At 65.1% G+C, this 15,281-nt stretch carries 14 protein-coding genes and 1 pseudogene; 4 read left to right on the top strand and 11 right to left on the bottom strand.

Going from position 1 to position 15,281, the window contains the following annotated elements:
- Positions 1-676: 676 nt before the first annotated feature.
- Complete coding sequence (locus H0P51_RS00390) at positions 677-1,528, bottom strand: 2-keto-4-pentenoate hydratase (protein ID WP_180916104.1); 852 nt, start codon at positions 1,526-1,528, stop codon at positions 677-679.
- 110 nt (positions 1,529-1,638) lie between these two features.
- Between H0P51_RS00390 and H0P51_RS00385 the strand changes: the two genes are divergently transcribed.
- From H0P51_RS00385 to H0P51_RS00375, 3 genes and pseudogenes are all read left to right on the top strand, one after another.
- Complete coding sequence (locus tag H0P51_RS00385; protein WP_180916103.1) at positions 1,639-3,234, top strand: bifunctional 3-(3-hydroxy-phenyl)propionate/3-hydroxycinnamic acid hydroxylase; 1,596 nt, start codon at positions 1,639-1,641, stop codon at positions 3,232-3,234.
- A gap of 11 nt (positions 3,235-3,245) precedes the next feature.
- Positions 3,246-3,677 (top strand): annotated as a pseudogene (locus H0P51_RS00380) (VOC family protein); the annotation flags it as partial.
- 15 nt (positions 3,678-3,692) lie between these two features.
- Positions 3,693-4,724 (top strand): amidohydrolase family protein, encoded by a 1,032-nt coding sequence (locus H0P51_RS00375; protein WP_180916101.1) that lies wholly within the window; start codon positions 3,693-3,695, stop codon positions 4,722-4,724.
- A 230-nt stretch (positions 4,725-4,954) separates the two neighbouring features.
- On the opposite strand, the gene H0P51_RS00370 is transcribed toward H0P51_RS00375, so the two are convergent.
- The 10 genes from H0P51_RS00370 to H0P51_RS00325 form a co-directional block, all read right to left on the bottom strand.
- Positions 4,955-5,137 (bottom strand): hypothetical protein, encoded by a 183-nt coding sequence (locus tag H0P51_RS00370; protein WP_180916100.1) that lies wholly within the window; start codon positions 5,135-5,137, stop codon positions 4,955-4,957.
- A 187-nt stretch (positions 5,138-5,324) separates the two neighbouring features.
- Entirely contained in the window at positions 5,325-6,704 is a 1,380-nt protein-coding gene (gene dnaB / locus H0P51_RS00365; protein ID WP_180916099.1) for a replicative DNA helicase, read from the bottom strand.
- A 541-nt stretch (positions 6,705-7,245) separates the two neighbouring features.
- Positions 7,246-7,704, bottom strand: coding sequence for a 50S ribosomal protein L9 (gene rplI, locus H0P51_RS00360; RefSeq protein WP_180916098.1), 459 nt, complete (start codon positions 7,702-7,704; stop codon positions 7,246-7,248).
- Positions 7,705-7,735: 31 nt separating this feature from the next.
- Positions 7,736-7,990, bottom strand: a complete 255-nt coding sequence (rpsR, locus tag H0P51_RS00355; protein WP_180916097.1) for a 30S ribosomal protein S18 — start codon at positions 7,988-7,990, stop codon at positions 7,736-7,738.
- Positions 7,991-8,031: 41 nt separating this feature from the next.
- On the bottom strand, positions 8,032-8,550 hold the full coding sequence (locus tag H0P51_RS00350) for a single-stranded DNA-binding protein (RefSeq protein WP_180916096.1): 519 nt from the start codon (positions 8,548-8,550) through the stop codon (positions 8,032-8,034).
- A gap of 69 nt (positions 8,551-8,619) precedes the next feature.
- The gene (rpsF, locus tag H0P51_RS00345) at positions 8,620-8,910 is read right to left on the bottom strand and encodes a 30S ribosomal protein S6 (protein WP_085270447.1); all 291 of its coding nucleotides are present in this window, start codon (positions 8,908-8,910) and stop codon (positions 8,620-8,622) included.
- 111 nt (positions 8,911-9,021) lie between these two features.
- Positions 9,022-9,660 carry a DJ-1/PfpI family protein gene (locus H0P51_RS00340; RefSeq protein WP_180916095.1) on the bottom strand — a complete coding sequence of 213 codons (639 nt, stop codon included), beginning with the start codon at positions 9,658-9,660 and terminating at the stop codon, positions 9,022-9,024.
- A complete protein-coding gene (locus tag H0P51_RS00335; protein ID WP_180918636.1) occupies positions 9,660-11,282 on the bottom strand; it encodes a glycosyltransferase family 87 protein in 1,623 nt (540 codons plus the stop codon). The genes H0P51_RS00340 and H0P51_RS00335 overlap by 1 nt, the downstream gene beginning before the upstream one ends.
- 17 nt (positions 11,283-11,299) lie before the next feature.
- Entirely contained in the window at positions 11,300-13,852 is a 2,553-nt protein-coding gene (locus H0P51_RS00330; protein WP_180916094.1) for a transglycosylase domain-containing protein, read from the bottom strand.
- The gene (locus tag H0P51_RS00325; protein WP_180916093.1) at positions 13,845-14,249 is read right to left on the bottom strand and encodes a DUF5318 family protein; all 405 of its coding nucleotides are present in this window, start codon (positions 14,247-14,249) and stop codon (positions 13,845-13,847) included. The genes H0P51_RS00330 and H0P51_RS00325 overlap by 8 nt, the downstream gene beginning before the upstream one ends.
- A 99-nt stretch (positions 14,250-14,348) precedes the next feature.
- Between H0P51_RS00325 and H0P51_RS00320 the strand changes: the two genes are divergently transcribed.
- Positions 14,349-15,197, top strand: coding sequence for a DUF1707 SHOCT-like domain-containing protein (locus tag H0P51_RS00320; RefSeq protein ID WP_180916092.1), 849 nt, complete (start codon positions 14,349-14,351; stop codon positions 15,195-15,197).
- Positions 15,198-15,281 lie beyond the last annotated feature (84 nt).

Genomic DNA, 15,281 nt, shown 5'->3' with positions numbered 1-15,281 from the left:
TCCGTACGTCGACCCATTTAATGTAACGATCACTACACTAGTGTAGTGATCGTTATGGGACAAGCATTCGTACTGATAGGTGAGTCACTCCGCGCACCCACCCCGAGTTCAGATCCTCGGTCGACTTATCCAAGACGAAAGACCGCGACCGGGCATTACGTCGACGACAACGGGAAAGACAAGATTGCTTTCCGTGAAGGCGACGTTCTCGTTCGAGAGGGAGTCGCGACCGGCCGCTGGGGTATGCGCATTGGCACGACATTCTCAAGAGTCACGACGAAGGATCCGCGCTGAGACCACCCAGGCGTTGCTGCAAGCGCAGCCGCCTTCGCCGCACCCGCCTCTACTCATAGACGTGGATGACGAGAGCTTCGGTGCGGCGGTAGTTCAAAATCAGGCGGCCAGCAGTGGCAGCGAATGACCTATAGCCACGTCAATTCCTTAGCCCATAAGATATTTCGTCCGCAGCGATACACGGCTTGAGGAATCCGAGCGGGCATTGGACAAGGGGCTCATTGTCGCCTGCCAAGCGCTTTACTTCGAACGGGCGGGTCTCGTCGAGCTTGCGCTAAAGGAACTGCACTATGCGTACGTGACTCTCCCGCTTTCGGGTGTCTCCGTCCCCGAGAAGCAGCTGACAGTCGGGCAATCATGTTGTGCAGTCATGGTTTTACTTCTAGCTGAAGCTCAGCGACACCGAGCCCAGGCCGCTGATCGTGGCAGCGGCCGTGTCACCGGGGTGCACGAACGCAGCCGAGGTGAACGAACCGGATATGACGAACTGCCCCGCGGGCAGTTCCACGTCGTACTCGGCCAGCGCGTTGGCCAGCCAGGCGACTGCGGCAGCCGGGTCGCCCATCACCGCATCCCCGGTCCCCGAGTCGATGTGGGCACCGTTGAGGTGCAAGGTGGCCTCGCAGCGGGGCAGGTCGATGTCGCCGGTGAACGGGATCCAGTCGCCGAGCACGACCGCCGCGGAGCAGGCGTTGTCGGCCACGGTGTCGGGCAGCGTCAGCTTCCAGTCCGCGATGCGGCTGTCGACGATTTCCAGCGCGACCGCCACCGCCGTGGTCGCGGCCCGCACCTCGGCCACGGTGACACCGGGTCCGCGCAGGGTACTGCCCAACAAGAAGGCGACCTCAGGTTCGATCCGGGGTGCGCAGAACCGTTCTGCAGCCACGGCCTCGCCGGTGATGACCATGTCGTCGACGATGAAGCCATAGTCGGGTTCGTCGACACCCAGCAGTTGCTGCATCGGCGCCGAAGTCAAACCGATCTTGCGGCCCACCAACGTCGCGCCGGCGGCCAGCCGGCGGCGCATGTTCACTTCCTGCACCGCGTAGGCCCCGGCGACGTCCAGGCCGGGGAAACTCTGGGTCAGTGGCGGGATCGGGGAGCACTCACGGCGGGCGGCCCACAGATCGGCGGCGGCCTGGGCAATAGCCTCCTGGGACACGGTCGCGCGGGCCTCTCGGGGACTCCGGGCGCCATCCTCTAGGGCGGTGGAGGACTGGTCGTTGCTGGTCATCACCGTATTCACCTTCCACATCTTGACTCTGTAGCACTCGCCACATTAGCGTAGTGATCACTACAGGACAAGTGCGGCCGGCAGCGGCGCCGAACGAACGGACACCACCAGTGAGCGAGACGACCTACGACGTGGCGATCATCGGCTACGGACCCACCGGGGCCACCGCCGCCAACATTTTGGGCCAGGCCGGATTGAACGTCGTGGTCATCGAACGCGACTCCGATGTGTACAGCCGGGCACGTGCGATCTCGACCGATGAAGAGGTGATGCGGATCTGGCAGTCGGTCGGGCTGGCCGAACGGCTGCAGCGCGACATGCTGCCCGACCGGCCCACCGCCTTTGTCGATGCCGACGGTGTTCCGTTCATCGAATCGACCATCGCCGCCCGCGGCAGCGGGCACCCGCCCCAGCAGTTCCTCTACCAACCCGCCGTCGACGCGGTCCTGCGCGAGGGCGTGGCCCGGTTCCTCAACGTCGAGGTGCTGCTTGAGCACGAAGTGCTGCGCACCCGCAACCACGCCGACCACGCCGAACTCCTGGTGCTCGATGCGCGCACCGAGACCCTGCGCACGGTGCGGGCCTCTTATGTGATCGCCGCCGACGGCGGCTCCTCACCGACGCGTGGCCTGCTAGGCATAGGCTACAGCGGACGCACCTACAGTGAGCGGTGGGTGGTCATCGACACCAAGGTCCTCAAAGAGTGGGATGCCCACGACCGGTTGAGGTTTCACTGCAATCCCGACCGGCCCACCGTCGACTGCCCCACCCCGCTGGGCCATCACCGCTGGGAATTTCCCGCCCGCGCCGACGAAGACGACGCCATCTTGACCAGCGACGCCGCCGTCTGGCAAGTGCTGCACGACCAGGGCATCACCGAAGAGCACGTCAAGATTCTGCGCGCGGTCATCTACAGCCACCACGTCCGCGTCGCCGACCGCTGGCGAGTTGGCCGGGTCTTTCTGGCCGGCGATGCCGCCCACGCGATGCCACCCTGGATCGGGCAAGGCATGTCGGCCGGCGTGCGCGACGCGGCCAACCTGTGCTGGAAACTGGCCGCTGTGCTGGCTGGGCAGGCCCCGCAGGAAATTCTGGATTCCTATGAGGCCGAACGCAAACCACACGTCACCGAGGTCACCTGCCGCGCGGTGAGGGTCGGCCGCATCATCACCGAACGCAACAAACTGCTCGCCGGCGCACGCAACCTGCTGATCCGCACCATCACCAAAGTGCCCGGCGTGATCTCCGGTTCGCAGAGACTGTTCTGGATCCCCGACGCCTTTTACGCCGCAGGGTTTTTCGCCGCCGGCGCCCGCACCCTGCCCGGCCGCGGCAAAAGCCAGGCCGTCGGCTGGCAGATCCCGCAGCCCTGGGTCACCGACGCCACCGGCGCCGTCGCGCGCCTCGATGACGTCCTGGGCGGTCAGTGGGCGCTGCTCCACCTGAGCACCGCGCCCGCGGGCCGCCGAGCCTGGGCCGATTTGGGTGTACCCATCTTGCGGATCGGCAGCGACATCGCCGACCACACCGGCACGCTGAGCAGCTGGCTGCGCTCAAAGAAGGCCGCAGCCGTCGTCATCCGCCCCGACGGATTCATCTACGCCGCAGCCGATCTCACCGCCACGCTGCCCCCGCCGCCGGCTGGCCTTCGCACGCCGTGCCCACCGGCACGCAAAAACGAACACCGAAACGGAGTATCTGCATGACCACCGTCGCCCTGACCGAACACACCGCCAGTATCGCCGCGACGACAGTTAAACGCTTGCCACTCAAGTTGATTCGCAGCCGCATCCAACACCTCAACATCCAAGTCGCTGACCTCGACGACATGAGCAGCGCCTACCGCCGGGCCAAACGACTCAGCTTCGACATAACCCTGTGCGTGGGGCAACACACCAACGACAACGACCTGTCCTTCTACGCCACGACACCCACAAGATTCGAATGGGAACTGGGGTGGAACCCAACCGTCATCGACGAGACCACCTGGCAACCCAGCACACACCAAGGCATCAGCATCTGGGGACACACCCCCGAAGGCCAGACCAACATCGACGAACTGCACCAATTCCGGCTCGGCGCAACCTCCCGGCTGCACCGCGAAGACACCGTGCCCGCACTGTCGGGACCCGGCATCGCCGACAACTGAGAAAGGACAAAACCTATGGCCCGCATCGACACCCACCACCACGCCATCCCCGACTTCTACCGCGCCGCGCTGGAAAAAGCCGGTATTGATGAGGCCGGTGGCCGCGCACTGCCGCAATGGAGCCCGCAGGCATCCCTGAAGACCATGGACGCCCTCGATGTCAGCACCGCGATCCTGTCCGTTTCAACCCCAGGCACCACATTTCTGCCTCAGGCCGCCGACGCCAGCGCTCTGGCCCGCGACCTTAACGACTACACTGCAGCACTGGTGGCCGAAAACCCCCAGCGCTTCGGGTTTTTCGCAACCATCCCCCTGCCGCACATCGACGCCGCCGTCAGCGAAACCGTCCGCGCTCTGGACACCCTGAACGCTGACGGAGTCGTGCTGCTGGCCAACAACGCCGGCATCTACCTCGGCCAAACCGGACAAGACGAACTGTTCGCCGCCCTCGACGCCCGCTCGGCGGTCGTGTTCATCCACCCCGCCGACCTCCCCGGACCCACCGTCCCCGACGTCGCGCCGTTCGCCGCCGACTTCCTCCTCGACACCACACGCGCGGCATACCTGCTGGTGCGCAACGGAATCCGCCGCACCTATCCCAACATCAAATTCATCCTCAGCCACGCCGGCGGCTTCGTCCCCTACGCCAGCCATCGCATGGCCGTGGCCATCACCGGCGACACCGGCGCCAGCCCCACCGACACCCTCGACGACTTCCGCAGCTTCTACTTCGACACCGCCCTGTCCTCAAGCCCGGCCGCGCTGCCCACCCTGCTCGCCTTCGCTGCACCCGGGCACATCACCTTCGGGTCCGACTGGCCCTTCGCTCCCCTACCCGCATCGCAGCTTTTCGCCGCCGACCTCGACAACTACCCCCTCGACACCGCCACCCGCGCCGAGATCGAATCCGCCAACGCCCTCGCACTCTTTCCACGCCTGGGCGCCGCGCCGCCGACACCGCCAGCCCGCTCCCCGATCGGCAACATCAAACACCAAGCCACCCGCACCGTCATGCGCCAAATCGCACGACTCATGGCCTCCCAATGACACCCGAGCCGAGCGATACGCCCTGAACCCCGTGGGCCCCCAACAGCAGGGGGCGCCCGATAGTCCGAGTCTCATCGATCGGCATCGCAAACCGCGCAGGGCGGCTGGTTTCGACCTTGACTGAGAGCCCGGCAGCATCACGGTGGGTGAAACAACAGCCACACCAGCGTGATCCGGTGTGAGTCGGGTATCGCTCAGCGCGCAACTGTGCCACCGGCCGCCCGCTTTGCCTAGGCATACAAGGCAGAACCCTTAACAGAGCTCGTTTGGATTGAGATGCTGAGTGTCCGCATCAAATCAATATGCAAGGCGATCCCGTCGTACTGGCTCAGCGTCATCGCTTCGAACGACTCCGCCGGTACACCGGTGGCCGCCGCGAGCAACTGCGCGTGCGCCGGCGGCAGCCACGTCAACCAAGGCGACCTCGCGGTAGCCGGAAGCTTCGCAGCTGCCGCAAGAGCTCCGACGGTGCCACCAATTGCCCGCGCACTAGCCTCCAACTATGAATCGATCGATTCACCCTCAAGTGGTTGCACCTGAAGCGGAGGCAGCGGCGCGCGACTCTCATTTCGAGCAGCTACTCTGACAAGAGACCTACAATCATCTGGCCATGTTGGCGAACCGCGACAAATGCAGCTGATGCGCGACGGTCACCGTCTTCGTCGGGCCGTTACGATGTTTGGCCAGAATGAAATCCGCTTCTCCACCGCGGGGGTCATCTCTTTCAAATGCATCCGGCCTGTTCAAAAGGATCACCATATCCGCGTCTTGCTCCAGCGACCCCGACTCGCGAAGGTCAGAGAGCATCGGCTTCTTATCGGTGCGCTGCTCGGGGCCACGGTTGAGCTGGCTGATCGCAACCACCGGCACTTCGAGTTCCTTGGCCAAAAGCTTGAGATGCCTTGAGAATTCCGATACTTCGACCTGCCGCGACTCGTGCTTCTTGCCCGAGGTCATCAGCTGCAAGTAGTCGACGACGACGAGTTTGAGGTTGGCCTTCTGCCGGAGCCGGCGGGCCTTGGCGCGGATCTCCATCATCGTCAAGTTGGGTGAGTCGTCGATATACAGTGGCGCCTCGCTGATTTCACTCATCCGCCGTGCCAGTCGGGTCCAGTCGTCGTCGGTCATCCGGCCCGAACGCATGTCGGCGAGTTTGATTTTCGCCTCAGCCGACAACAGCCGCATCACGATTTCGGACTTGCTCATCTCCAGCGAGAAGATGACACTGGCCATGCGGTGCTTGATCGAGCACGATCGCATGAAATCCAGACCGAGGGTGGACTTACCCACGCCCGGGCGCGCCGCGACGATGATCATCTGCCCCGGGTGCAGCCCATTGGTCACCTCATCGAGTTCGGTGAAGCCGGTCGGCACGCCGCGAGAAATGCCTCCGTTGGAGGCGATGGCGTCGATCTCGTCCATGGTCGGCTGCAGCAGATCCTCAAGCGGCACAAAGTCTTCCGAGGTTCGCCGATCGGCGACCTCGTAGATCTCGGCCTGAGCTCGGTCGACGATCTCGGCCACGTCCGCGCCGTCGGCGCCGGCGTAGCCGTACTGCACCACCCGGGTGCCCGCTTCGACCAGCCGGCGCAACAGCGCCTTCTCGGCGACGATGCCCGCGTAGTAACCAGCGTTCGCGGCTGTCGGCACCGTCGAAATCAGAGTGTGCAGATAAGGCGCCCCACCGATACGGCGCAGCAGACCGCGGCGGTCTAATTCGGCGGCCACGGTCACCGGGTCCGCCGGCTCCCCACGCCCGTACAAGTCCAGGATGGCGTCGTAGACGTTCTGATGGGCCGGACGGTAGAAGTCGCCCGGCCGCAACCGCTCTAGGACGTCGGCGACGGCGTCCTTGCTCAACAGCATCCCGCCGAGCACCGACTGCTCCGCGGCGAGATCCTGGGGAGGCTGGCGCCCGTAATCCTCACTGGGCGGCGCTGAGTCCATCCCCGAATGCGGCAGGTCGTCGACCACCGCCATGCGCCTCACCTCCTCCGATATCAGTACCGAACATACATTCGAAAGGCACTATTCAGAGCGTAAGCCAAGGCACCGACACCAACCCCCGTCACCCTCGTCGCCAATGCGCCTGCACGAAAGTAAACGTTGCTGACGCCCCATCAAAGGGGGCCTGTTGATGACGCTGTGCACCGTGTGTGCATAGCCGTCGATGACGGTGTTGAGCGGACTGTGGAGAACTTGTGGATCATTGCGGGTTGCGACGGTATCAGTGCTGCTACCAGCCATACCACGCCGTGCCGTCGGTGTGGACAACAATCTCACCGGCGTGTCGGGCCAGGTTATCGCGCCGGGCGTGTTGGTTTTCAGCCAGATTTTCGGTGGGTAACGAGGGGGTTACGCCGGATGCGCGCAAACACAGCCAGATTTGTTCGCCAGCGTCCCGCCAGCGTGGAGCCAGCTCCCGCCGCGTTCATAGGCAACTCAGAGCAGCACGAAGCCCGGCGTGTCCGATCTTGGTCACGCCGGGCAAGTGCGAAGGTGGTCCGGGTTAGCTTTGGAGTTAGCTATGCGCGACCACTTCAACGGAGACCTCAACATCGATCTCCGGGTGAAGGTGTACGACCACCGGGTGCGTGCCGACCGACTTGATGTGTGCCTTCGGCAGCCGGACGATGCGCTTGTCCAGGTTGGGACCGCCTGCCTTCTTGATCGCGGTGACGATGTCACCAGCGGTGACCGAACCGAACAACTTGCCACTGTCGGCCGCCGTCTTCACCGGCAAGGACACCGGGCCCAGCGCCTCGATGGCGGTCTTGATCTCGTTCGCGTGCTCGCGGTCGCGGACCGTCTTCGTCTCGCGGGCCCGGCGAATGTCATCGGCCTGCCGCTGCGCTCCGCGCGAGGCGACGATCGCCAGACCACGCGGTAGCAAGAAGTTGCGGCCGTACCCGTCCTTGACTTCGACCGTGTCGCCCAGGGAACCGAGGTGGTCGACGTCAGCCGTCAGAATCAGCTTCATCGTTTGCGTTCTTTCGTTGTGCGCGCGGTGTTTACCGCGTCGAGGAGGTGAAGGGCAGCAGCGCGACCTCACGAGCGTTCTTCACCGCGATGGCGATGTCACGCTGATGCTGCACGCAGTTACCGGTAACCCTGCGAGCCCGGATCTTCCCGCGCTCACTGATGTAGGTCCGCAGCAGCGCGGTGTCCTTGTAGTCGATGTTCTGGTCCTTCTTGGCGCAGAAGACGCATTTGCGTGCCTTGACCGGCTTCTCCGGAGCCGGGCGCCGCTTGGTGGACTTGGCCATGAGTGTTTTTCTTCCGTTCTCGTGCTCTGAAGTTCTCTAAGTCAGAAAGGTGGTTCGTCGTCGCCGCCGGCGAACGAACCCGATGCCGGGGCGCTGCCCCACGGGTCGTCGCCGGATCCGCCGGACTGCGCCGGTGCGGACTGCCGCGACCCGCCGCCACCGCCACCGAAGCCGCCACCGCCGCCACCGCCGCTGCGGCTGGCCTTGTTGACCTTGGCCGTTGCGTACTTCAGCGAAGGTCCGATCTCGTCGACCTCGACCTCGACCACGGTGCGCTTTTCACCTTCACGGGTTTCGAAGGACCGCTGCTTGAGCCGTCCGGTGACGATCACACGCGCCCCACGGGTCAGGCTTTCGGCCACGTTTTCGGCGGCCTCACGCCAGATATTGCACCGTAAGAACAGCGCCTCGCCGTCCTTCCACTCCCCGCTCTGCCGGTCGTAGATCCGCGGCGTGGACGCCACGGTGAAGTTCGCGACGGCCGCACCCGAGGGGGTGAACCGCAGTTCGGGGTCGGCGGTGAGGTTTCCGACGACGGTAATGGTCGTGTCACCAGCCATGATTGCCTCCTTGGTCCGCCTGGTGGGTGGTTTTGGGAACGAGCGTAGGCAACAGCCCCGACAGACCGGCTAGTGCTTGTCGGTGCGCATCACCTTGGTGCGCAACACCGACTCGTTCAGGCTCAGCTGGCGGTCGAGTTCGGAGACCGTCGCGGGAGCGGCCTTAAGGTCGATCACCACGTAGATACCTTCGGCGTGCTTGGCGATCTCGTACGCCAGCCGCCGTCGGCCCCAGATATCGACCTTGTCGACCGATCCACCGTCTTTGCGGACGACGTTCAGGAACGTCTCCAGCGACGGGGCAACGGTGCGCTCGTCAAGCGTGGGGTCAAGGATGACCATGATTTCGTATGGACGCATAGGGACCTCATCACCTCCTCTGGTCTGGGCGGCCACGGACGTTCCGTGGCAGGAGGGTCGCCTGCGTCGGCAACCGCCCTAGGCTACCGGACGTCGGGCTGAGCTGGAAATTCAGTGTCGCGAGCGGGCGAACTCTGCCGCCCTGGCCTTCGTCGCCGCGTCGGCTTTACCCCACGCGCCGGCATCGAACGGGGGCTGCGGGTCATACTCGATCAGCAGCTGGACGGCCTCGGCGGCCTGCCGGTCGAACAGCAGCTCCACCAGCCGCAGCGCCATGTCGATGCCGCTCGATACCCCAGCCGAAGTAATGATGCGTTGCGGCAGATGCTCCACAACGCGCTCGGGCACGTATCGCGCGCCGAGTGCGTTCAGCTCCTCGGCCGCCCCCCAATGCGTTGCCGCGGTGAGTCTATCGAGCAACCCCGCACTGGCCAGCAGCAGCGCCCCGGTGCACACCGAGGTGGTGAACCGTGTTCCCGGGTACACCGATTGCAGCCAGCGACACAAGGTTTCGTCACCGACGAGCACACGGGTACCAATACCACCGGGAACCACCACCACGTCCGGTGCGCTGACCTCGTCGAAGGTGGCGTCGCAGCTGACGCCGAACATGCCGTTCTCGGTGCGGACCTCCCCGCGCCCGTGTCCAACAAAAACCACTTCCACACCCGGAACACGTTGCAGCACGTCGTAAGGCCCGACCGCGTCCAGCGCCGTGAAGCGCGGGAACAGCGGGATGGCGACGCGCATCAGCTGCCCGTCGCGACAGCAGTGGGGGCCGGTGCCGCCGGATCTTTGCGCAGCCACCAGGGCATCGCATCGGGCGCCCGATCATAGATCCCTCCCGCGGGGTCGTCGATTCGGCCGTGCCAGCGCACCAGATCTTCGTTGGGCCGGTAAATCTGCCGAATGACCAAGGCGCACAGTGCCATCACCGCGATGTCACGCAACAGCACGGTTGCGGTGAACCACTGCTCGGGCAGCGACCGGCTGGCGTTTCCGTACAAGTAGTACATGCGAGGCACCCAGACCACCGCATCAATCGTCATCCACGCCAATAGGACTCGGCGGTGCGGCACCGCCAAAACCGCCAGCGGCACCAACCACAACGAGAACTGGGGACTCCACACCTTGTTGGTCAATAAGAACGCCGCCACCACCAGGAAGGCGAGCTGCGCCAACCGCGGCCGCTGCGGCGCCGCGAAAGCGATGTAAGCGATTGCCGCGCAAGACAAGAAGAATAGCGTCGTGACTACGGCGTTCAGCACTGTCGGCGGCTCCCAGAAACCCAGCGAGGAATCGAAGCCCCGCCAACCGGTGAACGACTTCACCACATTGAACAGCGAATCCATGTCGTCGCCGCGACGGGTGTTGAGGCGGAAGAACTCGGACCAGCCACGCGGGTAGAGCACCATCACCGGTAGGTTCACCGCCAACCAGGTCGCAGCGGCGGCACCTGCGGTGCGAGCCACGCCGCCGAGGCGCCCGGACCTGATCCCCAGCAACAGCAGCGGCCCTAGGAACAGCAGTGGATACAACTTGGCTGCCGCACCCAGCCCGATCAGCACACCGGCGAGCCAAGGCTTTCGTCGCGCCCAGGCCAGCAACCCTCCCATCGCGAAAGCCGTTGCCAGCGCATCGAAATTCGTGAAGATCTGGAAAATCACCAGGGGCGAGGCGGAAACCAGTGCGGCGTCCCAGATCCGGCGGCCCGCCAATCCCGACGTCGCCCACACCGTGGCCAGCCAGGCCAGCGCCAGACCGAGTGCGGAAAAGTTGAAGAACATTACGACCTCGGCGACAACCGGCAGCGGCGCAACCTTACTCAACGCCGTGTAGGTCTTGGCCAACGCCATCGAGAGGTACTGATACACCCCCGTCACGACCGGGTACTCCATGTAGCGCACTGCGACCTTGCCGTCGTAGCGAATCTGCGGGGCACCGCTACCGTCAGTTTCGGTCCAACTGGATTTGTACGGGAACTTGCCCTGGCTCAACAATTCAGCTCCGTACAACGGAACCGTGTCGGAGTAGCACAACTCGTAATACGCACGCTGATTATCCCAATTCGCTACCCGCTGATCCCCGGTCCCCTTGCCGGTGCTCTGCAGGCACGCCGCCTTCGTCGACCATCCCAACGCCAGGAACACCAAGGCAATTGCGATCATCACCCGCAGTGGCGTCATGAACCGGGTGCGTCCGATCATCGCGTGACTACCCACCGGACCACCGATGAGGCCGGCCAGCGCGCCGCCCAGCACGTCATTGCGGCTCGGGCAATCGCGACTGTCGGCACTGCGCCGGTCGGCGGCCAGCGGCTGCGGCGAAATCTCGGCACGCTGCGTCGCTACCGTGGCCTCGGGCGAGGTCACGGGGGGTTCGGGTGGGGTCACGGGGGGTTAGGCACGTCGGCGGGCGGACCAACGCCCGGCGCACCTGGCCCACCGGGCCCGCCTGGTGCGGGCGGGCCGCCGGGCGCCGGCGGGCCTCCGGGCGCCGGTGGCGCGAGCGTGATGGTGGTGGGCGGCCCGACGGGGACGGTGATCCCGGGCGCCACCTCCACGGTGGGTTGAATCACGGTCTCCGACGGCGGGGCCGGCGGAGGCGGCGGAGGCGCGGGCACACCCGCATAGCCGCCGATCTCGGTTGGCTTGGGGAAGGTCTCGTTCTGGGTGCCCTTCAGCGCACCGTCCATCGTCGACTTCCAGATATCCGACGGCAGACCCGAGCCGTAAACCGCGCCACCTGACGCAGTCACCAGCGGCTGGTCGCCTTTGACGGTGCCCACCCACACTGCGGTGGCCAGCGACGGCGTGTACCCGACCATCCACGCGTCCTTGTTCGAGGTGGTATCCCCTAACTGCGTGGTCCCGGTCTTGGCCGCCGACGCCCGCCCACCGGCCAGATTGTGGCCCCGGGAATACCCGGCGATCGGCTGCATCGCGGCGGTCACGTTGTCGGCCACCGCTTTGGGGATACGTTCTTCGCCACCGTTGTCGGAGGTGCTGGCGTCGAAGAGGACCTGCCCCTCGGCATTGACCACCTTCTGCACGAAGTGTGGCCGGTGGTAGGTGCCCGACGCGGCCAGCGTCGCGTACGCCGTGGCCATGTCAATCACCCGAGTCTGGTACTGGCCCAACACGATTCCATTGTTAGGTGGACCGCCGTTGCCGTCCTCGGACAGGGTGTGCGACACACCGGGGAAGCTCTTGGCGATGCCGGCCTGGTGCGCGGCATCGGCCACCGCCTGCGGTCCACCTTTGAGCTTGAGCATCAGCCGGTAGTACGACGTGTTCAGCGACATCTTCAGCGCTTGCGCCAGATTGCAGGTGCCGCAGCTCTCGCCCTCGACGTTGGTGATCTTGATGCCGTCGACGGTCAACGGCGAGCTGTCCACCTGGTAGCCCAGCCCGATGCCCTGCTCCAGCGCGGCGACCAAGGCGAACACCTTGAACGACGACCCGGTCTGCAAACCCGCCTGGGCGAAGTCGAAACCCTGGGCGTTGGACCCGCCGTAGTACGCCTTGACCGCCCCGTTGTGCGGGTCGATCGACACCACCGCCGCCCGCATCTCCGGGTCCTGGCCTTCCAGGTACTTGGCGACGGCCTTCTCCGCAGCCTGTTGGGCCTGCGGTTCGATCGTGGTGGTGACCTGCAGACCCTGGGTGTTGAGTGTCTGTTCGTCGATGTTGAACAGGTCCATCAATTCGCGGGTGACCTGCCGTTCGATCAATCCGTTGGGGCCGGTCGGCTGGTTGGCCGCACGCGCCAGCTCCGGAGAGACCGTGTTGGGGAACACCTGCTTGGCGCGGTCCTCGGCCGACAGCGCCTTGGTTTCCACCATGCCGTCAAGCACCCAGTTCCACCGCGCCAGTGCGCCTTCGGGGTCGACGGCCGGGTCGAGCGTGGACGGCCGCCGGATCAAGGCTGCCAGCAGTGCGCCTTCGGAGACCGTGAGCTGTTCGACCGGTTTGTCGAAGTAAGCCTTGGACGCCGCGGAGATGCCGTAAGCGCCGCGCCCGAAATAGATGATGTTCAGGTAGGCCTGCAGGACATCGTCTTTGGACCACTCCCCCGCCATCTTGGTCGCGATGACAAGTTCCTTGGCCTTACGCATCATCCCGCTCAGCCCGTGTTGCGCCGATCCGACCAGAGCGTTCTTGACGTACTGCTGGGTGATCGTCGAACCGCCCTGCAGGTCGCCGCCGAACAGGTTGTTGCGCGCCGCCCGGGCGAATCCGCTGAAGGAGAACCCGGGGTTGGAGTAGAAGCCGCGATCCTCGGCAGCGATCACCGCCTGGCGAACGTGCACCGGAACTTGATTGAGGTTGACATCGACCCGGTTGCCTTCGGGCGGAACGATTTTGGCGATCTCGCTGCCGTCGCTGGCCAGGATCGTGGACACCTGGTTGGTGCGGATGTCTCCAGGGCGGGGCACCTCGACGATGAAGTACGCCATGGTGAAAGTGACGATGGGCAGCAGGATCAGCACCGCCGCGCTCAGGTACAACGACCGCCTGACCCACCGCCAGTTGATCTGTTCACTCCAGTTTGGCCGCGGCCGGCCGGTCGGCCCGCCCGCGTAACCTGGCGGACCCGACGGCGGGGGCCCGCCGGGTGCGCGACGGTCTCCCGCCGTCCGTTGTCTCCCGGCCCGCGGCGAAGGCGACTCCAGCGCGGCCTTGACCCGGTCGAGGTGGTCGGGCTGCGGCGGCGGATTGTCCAGCGCCGCCTTGACCTCGTCGATGGGGTCGGCGTGCCGCGACGCCGGCGCGTCGGGCACCGCTGGAATAACCGTGGTCAGCCGGTCGTCGGGCGGTACTGGACGACGCGGTAACGGCCGCGCACCCGTCCCGTGGCCGCTGGAATGCTTGCCCTCTTCAGTCGTCGGCTCGTCCGGGGTCTCACTAGACGACTGGTGGTGGCGCCCTTCGCTATTCACTGGCAGTGCGAGATTTCCTCGGCGGTTGCGCGGGGCGTGGCGCACCGAGCACGTAGGACTTCACCAGATGGTTCCAGCTGCAGGTGCGACACACCTCCACCACGTGGACGGCAAACTCGGAGAAGCGGGTGGTCAGCAGCACAAGCTCTTCGGCGGTGCGCGCAGACCCCGACACCGCACCCAGGTGCTCGCCGAAAACCCAGGAAACCAACGTCAGCTGCTCCTTGCGGCAGATAGGGCACATCACCTGGCTTTGTTTCCCGTGAAACTTCGCAGCGCGCAGCAAGTACGGGTTCGCATCGCATACCTCGGATACGCCGGTGCGGCCTGAGTACACCTCGGCCAGCAGTGAGCGCCGCCGAAGCGCGTAATCCACCACCTGTCGCTGCAGTCGCACGCTGACCAGAGTACGTCGCCCGCCCCGCTGCCGATATGCAACACAGTCTGTTGCCGTGCGCGTGCGGTCAGCCCAGCACGCGACTTCTACCATCGACGAGTGGCGAAATGGTCGGGTACAACATCGACGCGAGCAAAGGACAGCGACCGTCAAGAGGCCTGCCGGATCCTCGACGAGGCCTTCAACGACGGTGAGATCTCGTCGGAGGAACACCGCGAGCGGATCAGCGCCGCTACCCAGGCCGTGACGCTGGGCGACCTCCAGCCGCTACTGGCGGATCTGCAGTCCCAGGCCGCACCGGTGAAACCGCCGGTACTCAGGCCGCGCACGCCCCGCGCCGGACTGGGGCTGGCCGCGGCCGCGCTCGGGGTCACGGTGCTGCTGGGCATTGGCATCGGCTGGGGTCTATACGGCAACACCACCTCGCCCCTGGACTTCACTTCCGATCCCGGCGCCAAGTCCGACGGCGTCGCGCCGGTGGTGGTCACCCCACCCAAGCAACTGCATTCCCTCGGCGGCCTCACCGGCCTGATGGAACAGACCCGTAGGCGATTCGGCGACACCATTGGCTACCGCCTGGTGGTCTACCCCACCTACGCGTCGCTCGATCGCAAAGACCCGAACGACGACCGCCGGATCCTGAACTACACCTACCGCGGTGGGTGGGGAGATCCGAGCAACTCGGCCAAGAGCAGCACCGACACGGTGCTGGTCGACCTCGGCAAGTTCGACGTCAAGACGGTGGTTGGCGTGCTGCGCGGGGCACCCGAGACCGTCGGCATCAAACAGTCCGATATCAAGAGCACGTATCTGATCGTCGAACCGGCCAAGGATCCGACTGCGCCGGGCACCCTGACCCTCACGATCTACGTTTCCAGCGATTACGGCAGCGGGTACATCGCCCTGGCCAGTGACGGCACCGTCAAGCAGGTCAATTACGTGAGCTGAGGCGGTCCCGCCTGGCACGTCCAGGTGTGCCTAACACCGCACGAACACCCGGTTGAGTTGTGGCTAATATATCGGGGCGATACG

Origin of the sequence: Mycobacterium vicinigordonae (assembly GCF_013466425.1) — a bacterium.
GTDB lineage: Bacteria > Actinomycetota > Actinomycetes > Mycobacteriales > Mycobacteriaceae > Mycobacterium > Mycobacterium vicinigordonae.
Note: the sequence above shows the minus strand (reverse complement) of the source record. Positions and strands in the feature narration are given on the sequence as shown.